Genomic DNA, 15,354 nt, shown 5'->3' with positions numbered 1-15,354 from the left:
ATGGAGTATCCTGCTAGCATTGTACTCGATTGGATTGCCAACTACTTTTGGCCATATACACGCATCGCGGCGATGTTAATGGTTATGTCGGTGACGGGCGCGCGTTTTGTTTCTACCCGAGTGCGACTCTATTTAGGTTTAGCAATTACCTTTGCGGTCATGCCTGCTATTCCTGCGGTACCCGACACCATCGAGCTGCTCTCTTTTGCAGGTTTCATGACCTTGCTTGAGCAGGTAATCATTGGTGTTGCGATGGGGACCGTCACCCAATTTATGATCCAAACTTTTGTTATCCTTGGTCAAATACTCGGTATGCAAGCGAGCTTGGGTTTTGCCTCGATGGTCGACCCGGCTAATGGTCAGAATACGCCTTTGCTCGGTCAATTGTTTATGTTCTTGGCGACGATGTTTTTTCTTGCCACCGACGGCCATTTAAAAATGATCATGCTGGTGGTGATGAGTTTCAAATCGCTACCGATTGGTTCGGGCTCGCTAACAACTGTTGATTTTCGTGAGTTAGCGCTTTGGCTTGGGATTATGTTTAAAGTCGCGCTCAGTATGTCGTTATCCGGCATTATCGCGCTACTGACGATAAACCTTTCTTTTGGTGTGATGACTCGTGCAGCGCCGCAGTTAAATATTTTTTCACTCGGTTTCGCGTTTGCGCTTATGGTTGGCTTGCTGATTTGTTGGTACATCATTAGTGGTCTATATAGTCATTATGAGCTGTTTTGGGTTCAAGGCGAGCAACAGATTTGCCGCTTAATCAGGCTTAACTGCTAGGAGGCGCAATGGCAGAGTCAGATGGTCAAGAACGTACCGAAGACGCGACGCCCAAGCGCTTGCAACAGGCTCGTGAAAAAGGGCAGGTTGCAAGGTCTAAGGAACTCGCGTCGGTGTCGGTATTAGTGGTCGGTTCCATCGCATTAATGTGGTTTGGTGAGGGGCTGGCACGCGCACTTTTTGACGCGATGGGACGGCTATTTAGTCTGTCGCGTGAGGAAATCTTTGATCAAGTTAAGTTGTATGATATTGCTCTCGGCTCGTTAGGCAGCTTACTGTTACCGCTGCTACTGATTCTGATCACTTTGTTTGTTGCGGCTTTGGTTGGGGCTGCGGGCGTGGGTGGCGTTAGCTTTTCAGCGCAAGCGGCGATGCCTAAATGGTCGAAGATGAACCCACTTAGTGGCCTCAAACGTATGGTGGGGTTGCAAAGTTGGGTCGAACTGCTTAAATCGATACTAAAAGTTGCCTTGGTGTCGGGCATGGCGTTCTATTTGATCAATGCTGCTAAAGAAGATCTGTTTCAGCTCAGCATGGATGTCTATCCGCAAAACATTTTCCACGCCCTTGATATTTTGCTCGACTTTATTTTATTGATTAGTTGTACCTTGTTGATTGTTGCCGCAATCGATATTCCATTTCAGATTTGGCAACACGCCGATCAGTTAAAAATGACCAAACAAGAGCTCAAAGACGAATACAAAGAGACCGAAGGTAAGCCTGAAGTCAAAGGGCGTATCCGCATGTTGCAACGTGAAGCTGCGCAGCGCCGCATGATGGCGGAAGTCCCACAAGCCGACGTGATTGTGACCAACCCAGAGCACTTTTCGGTCGCCCTTCGTTATAAGCAAGACAGTGATCGCGCGCCGATTGTGGTCGCCAAAGGCACTGATCATATGGCACTTAAAATCCGTGAAGTTGCTCGTGAACACGATATCTACATCGTTCCGGCGCCGCCATTAGCTCGAGCGCTATACCACTCCACAGAGCTCGAACAAGAGATTCCAGATGGCCTCTTTACTGCCGTCGCACAGATTCTTGCGTATGTTTTCCAGCTTAAGCAATATCGTAAGCGCGGTGGACAACGGCCAAATCTGAAAACGTCAGATCTACCGATTCCTCCAGATTTTCGCAGTTAGATTATTACCTGTCTGGTTGGTGCTTTATTTGTCTGGAATAGACAGTAAGACCAATAAAGCACCGTTGCCACCATATTCTAACGGCGCTTGGTGAAAGGCCATTACGTCAGGGTGTTGGGCCAGCCATAGTGGCGCTTTTTGCTTAAGGATGTGTTTGCCAATGCCGTGCTGTACGCACGCACAACTGACTTCGTTTTTAATGCAGTAAGCGATCATTGCCCCGAGTTCACGCTTGGCTTCTTGCTGAGTCATGCCGTGCATATCTAAAAACACATCCGGAACATAAACACCGCGACGTAGACGTTTGACTTCATAATGAGAGACACCGTCGCGCGCATAACGTGTGGGCCCATCTTGGCTGAGCAATGGCACAAACTCATCAGAAAAATAGAACTCTGTATCGCTTGCTTCACGGGCGTCGCGGCGAATTTCTTTTTGCTTACTGTTTCTTTTTGGCTGTCGGACTATGGTATCCTGTGCCAACTTTTTAACGCCTTGTACTGCATCCCTAAACAGGGCGAAGTCATCATTCATCTCGGTGTCTTTTTTGCTCATGGGATTATTCATTAATATTGAACAATATAATAAGCAGTATTGTAGCGCTTTTCGGAGGCAATTTTGGATAAGATTTTTGTAGAAGAAGCAGTTTCAGAACTTCACACGCTTCAAGATATGATTCGTTGGACCGTGAGCCGTTTCAACGCCGCGAACCTTTTTTACGGCCATGGTACGGATAACTCTTGGGATGAAGCCGTTCAGCTGGTACTGCCAACGCTATACCTTCCAATCGATGTGCCTCCACATGTATTGAATTCTCGTCTGACAACCAGCGAGCGTATGCGTATTGTTGAGCGTGTTGTTAAGCGTATTAATGATCGTACCCCCGTGGCTTACTTGACCAACCGCGCTTGGTTTTGCGGTCTTGAGTTTTTTGTCGATGAGCGTGTTTTGGTGCCACGTTCACCGATTGGTGAAATGATTCAAGCCGAATTCCAACCTTGGCTAGTCGAAGAACCAACACGAATTATGGATCTTTGTACCGGTAGTGGCTGTATTGCGATTGCTTGTGCTTACGCGTTCCCTGATGCAGAGGTGGACGCGATTGATATCTCTACCGACGCACTGCAAGTTGCCGAGCAAAATGTTCAAGACCACGGAATGGAACAGCAAGTTTTCCCTATTCGTTCTGATCTGTTCCGTGATCTACCGAAAGAGAAATACAACCTGATCGTATCGAACCCACCTTATGTGGATCAAGAAGATATGAACAGTTTGCCCGACGAGTTCACTCATGAACCTGAACTCGGTTTGGCGGCAGGTACGGATGGTCTGAAACTGGTACGCCGTATTTTAGCCAATGCTGAGGATTATCTGACTGACAACGGTATTCTAATTTGTGAAGTGGGCAACTCTATGGTGCATATGATAGAGCAGTACCCACAGATTCCATTTACTTGGATTGAGTTTGAAAATGGCGGGCATGGCGTATTCATGTTGACCCGAGAGCAGCTGATTGAATATAAAGATGAGTTCTCTTTGTATATAGACTAATCACAACGTCTCTCAATGCGCAGATAATCGCCAAGCCCGACTCGATGTTGGGCTTGGCTTTTTTATGCGAGTAAAATGGTGTTTAGGGGTTTACATCAAACCGCAATAAAGCGACTATGAATTTACCAATAATTGAAGTGTAAAGCTCTGTATACATGTGATAGGTATGCATGAGCGAACAAAGTTTGAGGAAGTAATGGCAGGAAACAGTATCGGACAACATTTTCGGGTGACGACATTCGGAGAGAGTCATGGTATCGCACTAGGATGTATTGTCGACGGATGTCCTCCGGGTCTTGAAATCACCGCTGAAGATATTCAAATCGATCTTGATCGCCGTCGTCCGGGTACTTCTCGTTATACCACTGCGCGTCGCGAACCCGATGAGGTAAAAATTCTCTCAGGGGTATTCGAAGGGAAAACCACCGGAACTTCTATTGGATTGTTGATTGAAAATACCGATCAACGTTCAAAAGACTACTCAGAAATAAAAGATAAATTCCGTCCAGGTCATGCTGACTACACCTATCACCAGAAGTATGGTGTCCGTGATTATCGAGGTGGTGGCCGTTCTTCTGCTCGCGAAACGGCGATGCGCGTTGCGGCGGGGTCGATTGCTAAGAAATACCTCAAGCAAGAGTTTGGCGTTGAAATTCGCGCTTATTTGTCACAAATGGGTGACGTAGCGATCGATAAAGTTGATTGGAATGAGATTGAAAATAACCCGTTTTTCTGTCCAGATGTCGACAAAGTGGACGCCTTTGATCAACTGATTCGTGACTTGAAAAAGCAAGGTGACTCAGTTGGCGCTAAACTGCAAGTGGTGGCGACTAAAGTACCTGTCGGCTTAGGTGAGCCTGTATTCGATCGCCTAGATGCCGATATTGCTCATGCATTGATGAGTATTAATGCCGTTAAAGGCGTTGAAATTGGTGATGGGTTTGATGTTGTGAGCCAGAAAGGTAGCCAACATCGTGATGAACTGACACCAGATGGTTTCGCTAGCAATCACGCTGGTGGTATTTTGGGTGGCATTTCAACCGGCCAAGATATTGTGGCTAACATTGCGTTAAAGCCAACATCCAGCATCACTGTGCCAGGTGCCACCATTACTCGACAAGGTGAGTCAACTCAACTGATCACAAAAGGTCGCCACGACCCCTGTGTCGGTATTCGAGCGGTGCCAATTGCAGAAGCGATGCTGGCTATTGTAGTGCTTGATCATTTGTTGCGTCATCGTGGTCAAAACCATGGCGTGACAACAGAAACACCGCACATTTAATCGTAATCGGTGATGTAAAATCAAACGGCTTCCTATCGGAAGCCGTTTTGTATTTAGATTAGTGAACGGAACTTTCTGCCTCTAACTGGAACGAAGGAAGTCGCCATTTGAAGCGCACGGCGGCCATGCGCAGTAGATAGCCGAAGATCAGCGTTGAAACCGTCGCGGTCACATCGTTGATACCTAGCTCTAGCAAAGCTAAGTAAAGCCCTGACGAGGCAAGTGCGACCGAAGCGTATAGATCTTGATGGAGCACTAACGGCGCCTGACGACAAATTAGATCGCGCAGCAGACCACCGAATACTCCTGTCACTAAAGCTGACACCATACAAATAAGCGCATGGTGGCCCATTGCCATCGCAATTTTGGTGCCGATGATACTAAAGACAATCAGGCCAAGTGCATCAAGGCGAATAAATAGCCCTTTCAGTTTGATGACCCATTTTGCAAGACCAGTCGTCAGTACACCCGCGATGCACGTGATGACTAAAAACTCCGGATTCTTTACCCAGCCTAAGGGATAGTGACCGAGCAATATATCGCGCACAGTGCCGCCACCAATCGCGGTGGCACTTGCGACTAACATAACGCCAAACCAGTCCATTTTACGACGACCAGCACTTAGGGCTCCTGTCATCGCTTCCGCTGTAATACCAATAATATACAAGACACTGAGCAGCATGATGAATCCTCAAGAAACGCGTTTAACGACCCACAGGTACGACAAATTTTAAGCCGAGAGTGTAGTCGGAAATATTACCAGTGACGAATGAGATTTTGTGAAGACGAAAACGTTTGTTGGATAACAATATCTAATGTCAATGCAGCCAGTATGGATTTGCAAATGAGAGTAAAAATGCGAGAATGCCGAGCGCGATATTTCACTCTCAACGAATTGACCATGATCCACGCATATCAAGACTTAATTGGTATTTTTAATCATACCTTCTATTCGGGCTACAATACCAAGTTAGAGCTTGGTGCTGATGAGCCTATTTATCTGCCGGCTGATGACAACGTCGACCATCATCGAATTATTTTTGCTCGTGGATTTTACGCTTCGGCGTTACATGAGATCAGTCATTGGTGTGTTGCCGGGCCAGAGCGCCGTTTATTGGAAGATTTTGGCTATTGGTATCAGCCAGATGGCCGTACCGAAGCCGTCCAAGCGCAATTTGAACAGGTTGAGATTCGACCTCAAGCGTATGAGTGGATTTTATCCATGAGTGCGGGCTTTGCGTTTACGGTCAGTTGCGACAATCTCAATGGAGATTTTGAACCGGATCGTTTGGCCTTTATGACTAAGGTTCATCAAGAAGTCGGCACTATTTTAGCAAAGGGACTTCCTCTCCGCGTTGCGATGTTATCGCAGGCATTAAGGGAATATTATCAAACACCTGAGCTCGAATACTCAATGTTTGAAGTTAAGTAAAACAACAAAATTGGTTACAGTTACGCACAATACGTACGTTTATTATCTTGATGAATGACTTTGTATGATATGCATCTACCCCTTGTTGTTACAGGGTTTGCGTTGCTTTTCTTGATGTGAGAAGCTTGGCTTTCTTTTTGAGATGCAAACTGATTAGGCACTAACGCAACATGATTATTGAATTTGAAGAACAGCTACTTGAACTAATTGATGCACGGATTGAAGCCGCATCGGATGATGAGTTATTTGCAGGTGGCTATTTACGTGGTCATATCTCTCTTTCTGCTGCCGCATGTGAAGAAGAAGGCATCAATGATATCGAACAGTTTAAAGCGCGTATTCAGCACAGCTTAGATGTCGCTCGTTCGGAGCTAACGCCTGCCGATCGCACCATCGTCAATGATTTATGGTTAGAGTTAGTCAATAACGTCTAAGAACAAACAGCGTTATCGCAAAGAAAAGGGTTGCTTCGGCAACCCTTTTTTCGATTTGGTTATTGAGAGATCGCTTTGCCTTTGCGCAGTTTACGTACCCACATTCTACTTGGGTGTAGGGTTTCTAAAACATCGGTCGGCAGCGGCAGCGGGTCATTGCAAATCTGCGATGCCAATAGCTCTGCTGCGAGCGGAGCAGAGCTTAAACCCCGAGAGCCTAACCCTAGCAAGCAAAACAGGTTCGGATAGCTAGGCACTTGCTCAGCGTCTTCGGCGCGAGTCTTCTGCAGTGATTGATAGACCACTTTTGTTTTGGCCAAGTCGCCAACACTGCCGACGAAAGGCAGATGATCGCGACTGACACAACGTACTCCTTGGCGTGATTGATTCGTCGAAGTATCGACTTGTTTTGGCCATGGTTGGTTGGCAACACAGCGACGTAGTCTGTCACCATTTTCTTGCTGAGCATTGGCATCAAAATGATTATCGATGTTGTTCCTATCGTAGCTCGCTCCGATACAGTGATGCTGGTTACTTGGGTTGACAGGCGTCATATAGCCATCGTAACACAGCACCGTTTTGAGCTTTTCGAGCTCGGCAGTGGTCGGAACATGGCTGACTTGGCCTTTTACTTGCCCCAGCGGAACATCAGCACACTGGGCGAGTTCGGCGAACTGATGACCATTGGCGACAATGACCGCGTCATGGACAAAGGTGTCATTGGCGCTATGCAGCGTCCAGTGTTTTTCACTTTCATTCCAGCTAAGGCGTTCAATCTTGGTCGAAAATTTGGCGCTAAACCCTTCATGTTCACTCAATGTCGAGATTAACCCTTGAGTTAACTGAGCAGGGCAGATCCAGCCGCCAAGCGGGTAGTGGACACTCGCCATATCAAGCGGTAATCCAATTACGTTACTGGTTTGCTGGGCATCTAAACGATGAATTAACTGCGGGTCAAAATTGCCTTTCAGCATTCTGTCGAGTTTAGTTTGTGCGTCTTGATTCCACATCAGTTGGGTCACGCCACACCAATCATGATCGAACTCGACGTGCTGTGCGATTTGATCGGCAAACTGACGAGCAAACAAAAACGCCGGAGCGAATAGGCGTGATATGCCGCTATGTTCGCTGTTGAGTAATGGATACACTGCGCCTTGACGATTACCCGATGCCCCTTGGGCGGCTTGTTCATCTTGGCAGTATAGCGTGACTTTCTTTTGTCGATTTCGCAGCGCTCTGGCCAGTGCGGCGCTGGCGATGCCGCCACCAATAATCGCGATCGATTCACTCGACTGACTCGCCGGGCGGTAGAACCATGGCGCGATATTGCTGTAGGCTTGTTTATCATCGAGTGAGCCAGCAATCATCTCGCGTTTGGTACCAAAGCCTTTGACCTTTTTCATACTAAAGCCTGCTTCTATTAGTCCTCGACGAACAAAGCCAGCAGCCGTGAAAGTGGCGCAAGTGCACTCTTGTTTGGCTAATTGAGCCATACCATTGAACAGATCTTGATTCCACATTTCAGGGTTTTTGCTTGGCGCGAAGCCATCTAAAAACCATGCATCGACGAAGCCCTGCTCAGTGACAGGCACCTTGGGCAGACAATCTTTAATGTCACCAAACCATAAATCTAAGGTAATGGCACCGTCTGCTAAAATAATCCGATGACACTCAGGGACGGCAATAGGGTAGTATTGCTGTAGTTTATCAGCATAGTCAGCCAACTCGGGCCACGCTTGATGCGCTTTGATCAAGTCCTCTTTACTCAGTGGGTACTTTTCAAAGCTCACGAAATGAAGCTCTTTTAGTGGCGCTTCGGGGTGTTGCTGCCTAAATTGATCAAACCATTGCCATGCAGCTAGGAAATTGAGACCGGTTCCAAACCCTGTTTCAGCGATGACAAAACGTCTATGGTCATAATGTTGCCACCTTTGTGGCAGATGATTTTGCTCAAGAAACACATAACGTGTCTCTTCGAGGCCGTTAACGTTAGAGAAATAAACGTCATCGAACTGGTCAGAAACAGGGGTACCTGCTTCATTCCAGCCTAGCTGGGCATTGGTTATCGAGGTCATAGTGTCGGATTTGTGTGTAAAGAAACGATATTATGATTGCAATTGTACGGATTTAAAGGAAAGCTGACCACTTTTCCCCGTTATCTTCGTTATCATCTAGCGGATTTTTGAATTATAGGAATGTCATAATGAAACGAGTCGTAATCACCGGTATGGGTATTGTTTCAAGTATCGGTAACAACGTCGAAGAAGTTTTAGCGTCTCTAAAAGCAGGTAAATCTGGTATTACTGCCTCTGAGCAGTTTAAAGAACACGGTCTTCGTTCACAGGTTTGGGGTGATCTAAAGATTAACCCAGCAGAGCACATTGACCGTAAACAGATGCGCTTTATGGGTGATGCGGCCGCTTATGCATACCTATCGATGCAGCAAGCGATTGAAGATGCAGGTCTGGCTGAAGACCAAGTTTCAAACGATCGCACAGGTATTGTTGCAGGCTCTGGTGGTGCATCAGCATTAAACCAAACCGTAGCAACTGATACGATGCGTGCGAAAGGGGTAAAACGTGTCGGTCCTTACATGGTGCCACGTACTATGTCTTCAACTGTCTCTGCGTGTCTGGCAACACCATTTAAAATTCGTGGCGTGAACTACTCAATGAGTTCAGCTTGTGCGACTTCTGCACACTGTATCGGCCATGCGATGGAACTTATCCAATTGGGTAAACAAGACATCGTATTTGCAGGTGGTGGTGAAGAGCTTGATTGGTCTCAAACCATGATGTTTGATGCAATGGGCGCGCTATCAACCAAATACAACGAAACCCCAGAAAAAGCATCACGCACTTATGATGCGGCTCGTGACGGTTTTGTCATCTCTGGTGGTGGCGGCATGTTAGTTGTCGAAGAGCTTGAGCATGCGCTTGCCCGTGGTGCAAAAATTTACGGCGAAATCGTTGGCTATGGCGCAACGTCTGATGGCTACGACATGGTTGCTCCTTCAGGTGAAGGCGCGGTGCGTTGTATGAAGATGGCAATGCAAAATGTTGATGGCGTTGATTACGTGAACACTCACGGTACTTCAACACCTGTCGGTGATGTTAAAGAGCTTGGTGCGATTCAAGAAGTTTTTGGTGGTAACAGCCCGGCAATTTCTGCGACGAAAGCGATGACAGGTCACGCATTAGGTGCGGCCGGTGTTCACGAAGCAATTTACTCAACCCTCATGCTAGAGAACAACTTTGTTGCCCCAAGTATTAACGTTGAAAACCTCGACGAAGCGGCGCAAGGTCTTGATATTGTGACTGAAATGCGCGATGCCGAGTTAACAACTGTTATGTCAAACAGTTTTGGCTTTGGTGGCACAAACGCCACGCTTGTGATCAAAAAATACCAAGGCTAATGGATTATGCAGTGTTCAACGAACTCTGCAGTCCCGTTTTCCAGAGCTGATTGATCTTTAGTATTAAAGAGCAATCAAACAGACGCAGACTTTAACTCCTGGAGAGCGGGTTAAGATCCTTTTGTTCTGGACTATTGCCCGGCGCTATGTCGGGCATTTTTCTAACTGCGCTGAGCAAGGCAGATTAGTCCTCGACACCCAGTGCGCTTTTCTGCACAATCAAACCAATTCAAACTCAAGCCGATATTGTGATGAAAATCCTGATAGATGAAAACATGCCGTATGCTGAGCAGCTTTTCAGCCAGCTCGGTGAGGTGATTTTAAAATCTGGTCGTACATTAACCGCCGATGACCTTATTGATGTTGATGCGTTAATGATTCGCTCAGTAACCAAAGTGAATGCGCAACTGATATCCAAAGCCAACAAACTCAAATTTGTTGGTACCGCGACAGCGGGCATGGACCATGTTGACCAAACTTTAATGGCGCAAAAAGGCATCTATTTCACCGCGGCCCCGGGCTGCAATAAGGTCGGTGTGGCTGAATACGTATTTAGCGTGATGATGGTGTTGGCGCAGCAGCATGGGTTTTCTGTATTTGATAAAACAGTGGGCATTATCGGCGCTGGTCAGGTGGGCAGTTATCTGCAAAAGTGTTTGCAAGGTATCGGCATTAAGGTGTTGATTAATGATCCACCTAAGCAAGCTCAAGGTGACAAACGAAGTTTTACTCCGCTGAATGAACTTCTTTCACAAGCGGATATTATTACTTTGCATACCCCAATCACGCGAGATGGTGAGTATCCAACCCATCACTTAGTGGACGAAAAGGTGCTGAATACGTTACGCGGTGACCAAATATTAATCAATGCGGCTCGTGGGCCGATTGTTGATAATCAGGCGTTAAAAGCTCGATTGGCGAAAAACGATGGCTTTACCGCCGCGCTCGATGTGTTTGAATTTGAACCAGAGGTTGATATGGAGCTCTTGCCTCTGCTAGCATTCGCCACCCCTCATGTTGCAGGCTATGGTCTGGAGGGTAAAGCGCGCGGGACGACGATGATATTTAATCATTACTGCGAGTTTTTAGATAAAGATTTATTTGCGCATGCCAGTGAGCTGCTTCCAACTGCGCCCGTGCCACGTGTGGAACTGGATCGTAATTGGGATGAAGCAACACTGCATAATATCACGCAGCTTGTCTATGATGTGCGTAGAGACGATGCGCTGTTTCGTCGTGAAATCAGTAAGCCAGGCGCCTTTGACCTGATGCGAAAAAATTACTGGGATCGCCGTGAGTACAGCGCTGTCACAATAGTGGGTGATCATACATGTCGTTTGTCGCCACTAGAAAAACTAGGTTTTCAGATTGAGGTAAGTCAATGAGCCAACAATATAATGTTGCGATTTTAGGTGCGACAGGTGCAGTCGGTGAGACGATTTTAGAAGTGCTGAAAGAGCGCGAATTTCCTGTCGGTGAACTGTTCTTGCTTGCCAGTGAGCGCAGCGAAGGTAAGGCTTACCGTTTCAACGGTAAAACTATCCAAGTACAAAGTGTTGAAGATTTCGATTGGTCGCAAGTGCACATTGCGCTGTTCTCCGCTGGTGGTGAATTGTCGGCTAAATGGGCACCTATCGCGGCGGATGAAGGCGTAATCGTGATTGATAACACTTCACAATTTCGCTACGAATTTGACATTCCATTAGTGGTTCCAGAAGTCAATCCAGAAGCGATTGCCGAATTTCGTAACCGCAATATCATCGCCAACCCGAACTGCTCAACGATTCAAATGCTGGTGGCGTTGAAACCGATTCATGATGCAGTGGGGATCGAGCGTATTAACGTCTCTACTTACCAATCTGTGTCTGGGGCGGGTAAAGCTGGTATTGATGAACTGGCGGGTCAAACGGCTAAGTTGCTCAATGGTATGCCGGCAGACACTGAACACTTCTCGCAACAGATCGCATTTAACTGTATTCCACAGATCGACCAATTCATGGAAAACGGCTACACCCGTGAAGAGATGAAAATGGTATGGGAAACGCAAAAAATCTTGAACGATCCTGGTATTACCGTTAACCCGACTTGTGTTCGCGTTCCGGTTTTCTACGGCCACGCTGAGGCCATTCACGTAGAAACCTGTGCACCAATCGATGCACAAGAAGTGACAACTCTTCTTGAGCAGACCGATGGAATACAAGTGTTCGAGAATGATGACTACCCGACCCAAGTGCGCGATGCTGGTGGCAAAGACAACGTGATGGTTGGACGCATTCGTAACGACATCAGCCATCACAGTGGCATTAACTTATGGGTGGTTGCAGACAACGTTCGTAAAGGCGCGGCAACCAACGCGGTTCAGATTGCCGAAATTCTTATTCGTGATTACTACTGATCACAACGAATGATTTAGTCTGTAGAGCCTCACCTTAGTGTGAGGCTTTTTTAATCGAATTCAGAAAAATTGTGTGAGATTAATGCGAATATGGCGTTGGACACACATTTTTTGCCTCTACACCTATAGTTTTGATGGGTTTATCCGATATATTTAACAGATCATTGTATTTTTAATTAATTGAGCACATAGCTGAGCCTTATATGCGTCGACTTCTACAGCGTCTACTATTGCCTTTAGCAATGGTTGCCGTGATTCAAACATCTGTTGTTAATGCGGAGAGCATTCGCCTTAAAGGGCCGAATGGCGAAATCCAAACGGCTCCCCAATTCTCAGAGCCAGTTTCCCGCAACGCGCGTGCTACAGCAGAACCTTCTCGTTTCTACGGACCAACGACCGAACAAGAAACCTTATGGGCCATAGCGTCCAAGCTTCGACCTGCTAACTCAGTCACGGTTCAACAAACGCTTTATGCCATTTTTCAACTCAATCCTCAGGCGTTTGACAACCAAAATATTCACGAACTGATCCCACAAAGCAATTTACGTATTCCGTCGTTAGAGCAAGTGCGTGGCGTTTCAACCCAAGACGCTGTTAACGTCATGGCAGCTCACCAGGCGCGGTTAGGAAAACAACCGGTTCAACCGACGACGACGCAAACTTTGGCACCGACTGCCAAACCACGGCCTCAATCAACGTCGTCCCAAAGCGAGACGCCAGCGCCGCAAACCATCACTCCTCCGGTGGCCAATGATCTAAAAGCGCTCGTTGATAGTGAGAAAAAGCAACAAGTTCGAACGTTGGAAAACCAATTGGAGAGCTCTGAAAGTGAATTGATGGCACTTGAAGAGAAAAACCATAAATTACGTTTAATGTTGGCGGAAGTTCAGTCTGAAGTTGATGTGTTGAAAGACGACTTGAGTGACGAAGATCGTGTTCGCCGCGAAGTTGAGAAGCTTCTCGAAGAGGAACGTCGTCGTTTGGCTGAAGAGCAAAAACTCGCACCATCAGAACTGGATAAACTTTTCTCTAACACTTGGTTGTTGGCAGCATTAGCGATTATCCCCGGCCTGTTAATTGGCTTAATGGTGGTGATGTTGCTTGGTCGACGCTCTAAAGAGACCACGGCACCTCAAGCTCCGCAAGAGCAAGCGCCTGTTCAGCCTGTCGTGCCAATAGCACCAGAAGCACTCAATAACGATATTGACGATGACTTGTTGCTAGATGACGACCTGTTTGGTGAGTCAGATAAAGACAGTGAATTATTGTTTGGCGATGATAGCGAGTTAGATGGTATCGGTGAATCCGATCAAGATGATGTCTTCGCTGGTTTAGATGATGATGATCTTGACTTCAATTTAGAGGGCGAAGATGACGATGACCCATTCGCTGGCATCGGTGATGATGGCGAGTTGGATGAAGCGTTAGCTGATGGTGACCTGAGCTCAAATGGCATCAGCGTTAATAGTGAAGATAAAGCGCTTGGCCTTGAAGAGATGGAACGTGCGCTTGATGAAGTGGTTATCGATGATAACGACGAAGAAGAGGGCTTCGACCTTTCTGATGAGGGTGGCTTCTCTCAAGATGATTTCGATTCTTTGCTTGCTGGCGATGATGATGCGGAAGATCTTGGCAGTGATGAACTGGATCAGTCTTTACTGGATGATTTGTTCAATCAAGCTCAAGACGATAGCGAAGACTCGTTCGATTTAAGTGATGACCCCAGTGAACCCATTGCCGAACCGGGTTTTGCTTCAGACAGCGATATAGATGACATTTTTGCCCAGATGGAAGCACAAGCTGATCTGGAAACGTTGGAAGCGAATGCGGTCGATGATACCGCACTACTGGATGAGCTGCTTGAGGAAGACGATGTTGAGTTCAGCTCGGATAGCACCGAACTACTTGATGAACTTCTCGAAGAGAATAAAGTCGCGGATACGCCTTCTAGTCAGCCAATCGACGATGTTTTTGATGAATTAATTGCTGCTGACGAGGAAATCGACGCGGACAGCACCGATCTGCTTGATGATGTAGTCGGTGTTGAAGATGAGGATGAGTTCGACCTTGATGCTGAGCTTGATGAGTTGCTTTCCGATAGTGTTGATATTGAACCTGACATCTCGCTTGAACAGAGCACAGATTTACTCGAAGAGGTTGTTGAAACTGACCCTGAACAAGATTTAGGTGATGATGCAACGGACTTGTTTGAAGAACTGCTTGAAATTGAAAGTCAAAGCGACGAACCCATTGCAGAGCAACCAGAGCAGGAAACACAAAACATTGAAGATAAAGACTTTGTTAGCGAGGACTTTATCGATGATATGTTGAGCGCGGCACCAGATGGCGACCCGCTGCTCGATGAACTTGATTTAGATGACTTACAAGAAGAGACCTTTGAGCAAGAGGTTGCGCCGACAACGCAAGACTCAGATACTCAGCTTGCAGAGCCAGAGCCAGAGCCAGAGCCAGAGCCAGAGCCAGAGCCAGAGCCAGAGCCAGAGCCAGAGCCAGAAGATGATGAAGATGATGACTGGTTAAGTGCGGCGATCGATGAAGTTGAGAACCCTCAGAGCGATTCATTCGACAGTGAAGTCGATGAGCTGCCAGAGACGCCTGACGAGCAATCCTCGCAGGTGGATGAGGAGTTGGTGTCACCGCCTTTGCCTGAGAGTGATGACGATGATGAGGATGATTGGCTCCAGTCAGCAATTGATGAAGTCGAAAATGGATCCGCTGTTGATGAGCAGCCAGCTCAGGTTGAAGAGGCTGCGCAATCACCATTAGAGCAGGCTCGCCCTGAATCTGGTGCGGAACAACCAACGATTGTTGAAGAAGATTTGCTTGCTCAACAAGAGCGACAAACCACACTAGAAGAGACTCCAGAGACTCCAGAGACTCCAGAGACTCCAGAGACTCCAGA

General features: G+C 47.0%; 13 protein-coding genes. 10 read left to right on the top strand and 3 right to left on the bottom strand.

Going from position 1 to position 15,354, the window contains the following annotated elements; all coding sequences use genetic code 11:
- Together fliR and flhB are read left to right on the top strand one after the other, a co-directional pair.
- The gene (gene fliR / locus BS19_RS17445) at window positions 1–783 is read left to right on the top strand and encodes a flagellar biosynthetic protein FliR (RefSeq protein ID WP_038177072.1); all 783 of its coding nucleotides are present in this window, start codon (window positions 1–3) and stop codon (window positions 781–783) included.
- A gap of 8 nt (window positions 784–791) precedes the next feature.
- Window positions 792–1,922: a flagellar biosynthesis protein FlhB gene (gene flhB, locus BS19_RS17440; protein WP_038177071.1), complete on the top strand. Its 1,131-nt coding sequence runs from the start codon at window positions 792–794 to the stop codon at window positions 1,920–1,922.
- Window positions 1,923–1,946: 24 nt separating this feature from the next.
- Here flhB and smrB read toward each other — a convergent pair whose 3' ends face one another.
- Complete coding sequence (smrB, locus tag BS19_RS17435; RefSeq protein WP_038177070.1) at window positions 1,947–2,477, bottom strand: endonuclease SmrB; 531 nt, start codon at window positions 2,475–2,477, stop codon at window positions 1,947–1,949.
- A gap of 63 nt (window positions 2,478–2,540) precedes the next feature.
- Here smrB and prmB point away from each other — a divergent pair, with 63 nt between their 5' ends.
- Together prmB and aroC are read left to right on the top strand one after the other, a co-directional pair.
- Window positions 2,541–3,473: a 50S ribosomal protein L3 N(5)-glutamine methyltransferase gene (gene prmB / locus BS19_RS17430; RefSeq protein ID WP_038177069.1), complete on the top strand. Its 933-nt coding sequence runs from the start codon at window positions 2,541–2,543 to the stop codon at window positions 3,471–3,473.
- 196 nt (window positions 3,474–3,669) lie between these two features.
- Window positions 3,670–4,755 (top strand): chorismate synthase, encoded by a 1,086-nt coding sequence (gene aroC, locus BS19_RS17425; RefSeq protein ID WP_038177068.1) that lies wholly within the window; start codon window positions 3,670–3,672, stop codon window positions 4,753–4,755.
- A 58-nt stretch (window positions 4,756–4,813) separates the two neighbouring features.
- Here the strand turns inward: aroC and BS19_RS17420 are convergent, their stop codons facing one another.
- Complete coding sequence (locus BS19_RS17420) at window positions 4,814–5,437, bottom strand: trimeric intracellular cation channel family protein (RefSeq protein WP_038177066.1); 624 nt, start codon at window positions 5,435–5,437, stop codon at window positions 4,814–4,816.
- 219 nt (window positions 5,438–5,656) lie between these two features.
- Between BS19_RS17420 and BS19_RS17415 the strand changes: the two genes are divergently transcribed.
- Together BS19_RS17415 and BS19_RS17410 are read left to right on the top strand one after the other, a co-directional pair.
- Window positions 5,657–6,187: an elongation factor P hydroxylase gene (locus tag BS19_RS17415; protein WP_038177064.1), complete on the top strand. Its 531-nt coding sequence runs from the start codon at window positions 5,657–5,659 to the stop codon at window positions 6,185–6,187.
- 170 nt (window positions 6,188–6,357) lie between these two features.
- Window positions 6,358–6,621, top strand: coding sequence for a YfcL family protein (locus BS19_RS17410; protein WP_038177062.1), 264 nt, complete (start codon window positions 6,358–6,360; stop codon window positions 6,619–6,621).
- Window positions 6,622–6,680: 59 nt separating this feature from the next.
- Here the strand turns inward: BS19_RS17410 and mnmC are convergent, their stop codons facing one another.
- Window positions 6,681–8,696 (bottom strand): bifunctional tRNA (5-methylaminomethyl-2-thiouridine)(34)-methyltransferase MnmC2/FAD-dependent 5-carboxymethylaminomethyl-2-thiouridine(34) oxidoreductase MnmC1, encoded by a 2,016-nt coding sequence (gene mnmC / locus BS19_RS17405; RefSeq protein ID WP_038177060.1) that lies wholly within the window; start codon window positions 8,694–8,696, stop codon window positions 6,681–6,683.
- A gap of 128 nt (window positions 8,697–8,824) precedes the next feature.
- Between mnmC and fabB the strand changes: the two genes are divergently transcribed.
- The 4 genes from fabB to BS19_RS17385 all read left to right on the top strand — a co-directional run.
- The gene (gene fabB / locus BS19_RS17400; RefSeq protein WP_038177059.1) at window positions 8,825–10,036 is read left to right on the top strand and encodes a beta-ketoacyl-ACP synthase I; all 1,212 of its coding nucleotides are present in this window, start codon (window positions 8,825–8,827) and stop codon (window positions 10,034–10,036) included.
- 251 nt (window positions 10,037–10,287) lie between these two features.
- Complete coding sequence (locus tag BS19_RS17395) at window positions 10,288–11,421, top strand: 4-phosphoerythronate dehydrogenase (protein ID WP_038177058.1); 1,134 nt, start codon at window positions 10,288–10,290, stop codon at window positions 11,419–11,421.
- On the top strand, window positions 11,418–12,431 hold the full coding sequence (locus BS19_RS17390) for an aspartate-semialdehyde dehydrogenase (RefSeq protein WP_038177056.1): 1,014 nt from the start codon (window positions 11,418–11,420) through the stop codon (window positions 12,429–12,431). The genes BS19_RS17395 and BS19_RS17390 overlap by 4 nt, the downstream gene beginning before the upstream one ends.
- A 203-nt stretch (window positions 12,432–12,634) precedes the next feature.
- Window positions 12,635–15,354, top strand: a 2,720-nt coding sequence (locus BS19_RS17385; RefSeq protein ID WP_281170147.1) for a FimV/HubP family polar landmark protein, incomplete at its 3' end; no start/stop codon positions are given.

This window comes from Vibrio pacinii DSM 19139 (genome assembly GCF_000711795.1).
Taxonomy (GTDB): domain Bacteria; phylum Pseudomonadota; class Gammaproteobacteria; order Enterobacterales; family Vibrionaceae; genus Vibrio; species Vibrio pacinii.
This window is presented reverse-complemented; position numbering and strand designations above follow the sequence as displayed.

Excerpts from the sequence above, each read along its gene's own strand:
- fliR (WP_038177072.1), top strand. The coding sequence starts at position 1 with ATGGAGTATCCTGCTAGCATTGTACTCGATTGGATTGCCAACTACTTT.
- flhB (WP_038177071.1), top strand. The coding sequence starts at position 792 with ATGGCAGAGTCAGATGGTCAAGAACGTACCGAAGACGCGACGCCCAAG.
- smrB (WP_038177070.1), bottom strand. The coding sequence starts at position 2,477 with ATGAGCAAAAAAGACACCGAGATGAATGATGACTTCGCCCTGTTTAGG.
- aroC (WP_038177068.1), top strand. The coding sequence starts at position 3,670 with ATGGCAGGAAACAGTATCGGACAACATTTTCGGGTGACGACATTCGGA.
- BS19_RS17420 (WP_038177066.1), bottom strand. The coding sequence starts at position 5,437 with ATGCTGCTCAGTGTCTTGTATATTATTGGTATTACAGCGGAAGCGATG.
- BS19_RS17415 (WP_038177064.1), top strand. The coding sequence starts at position 5,657 with ATGATCCACGCATATCAAGACTTAATTGGTATTTTTAATCATACCTTC.
- BS19_RS17410 (WP_038177062.1), top strand. The coding sequence starts at position 6,358 with ATGATTATTGAATTTGAAGAACAGCTACTTGAACTAATTGATGCACGG.
- mnmC (WP_038177060.1), bottom strand. The coding sequence starts at position 8,696 with ATGACCTCGATAACCAATGCCCAGCTAGGCTGGAATGAAGCAGGTACC.
- fabB (WP_038177059.1), top strand. The coding sequence starts at position 8,825 with ATGAAACGAGTCGTAATCACCGGTATGGGTATTGTTTCAAGTATCGGT.
- BS19_RS17395 (WP_038177058.1), top strand. The coding sequence starts at position 10,288 with ATGAAAATCCTGATAGATGAAAACATGCCGTATGCTGAGCAGCTTTTC.
- BS19_RS17390 (WP_038177056.1), top strand. The coding sequence starts at position 11,418 with ATGAGCCAACAATATAATGTTGCGATTTTAGGTGCGACAGGTGCAGTC.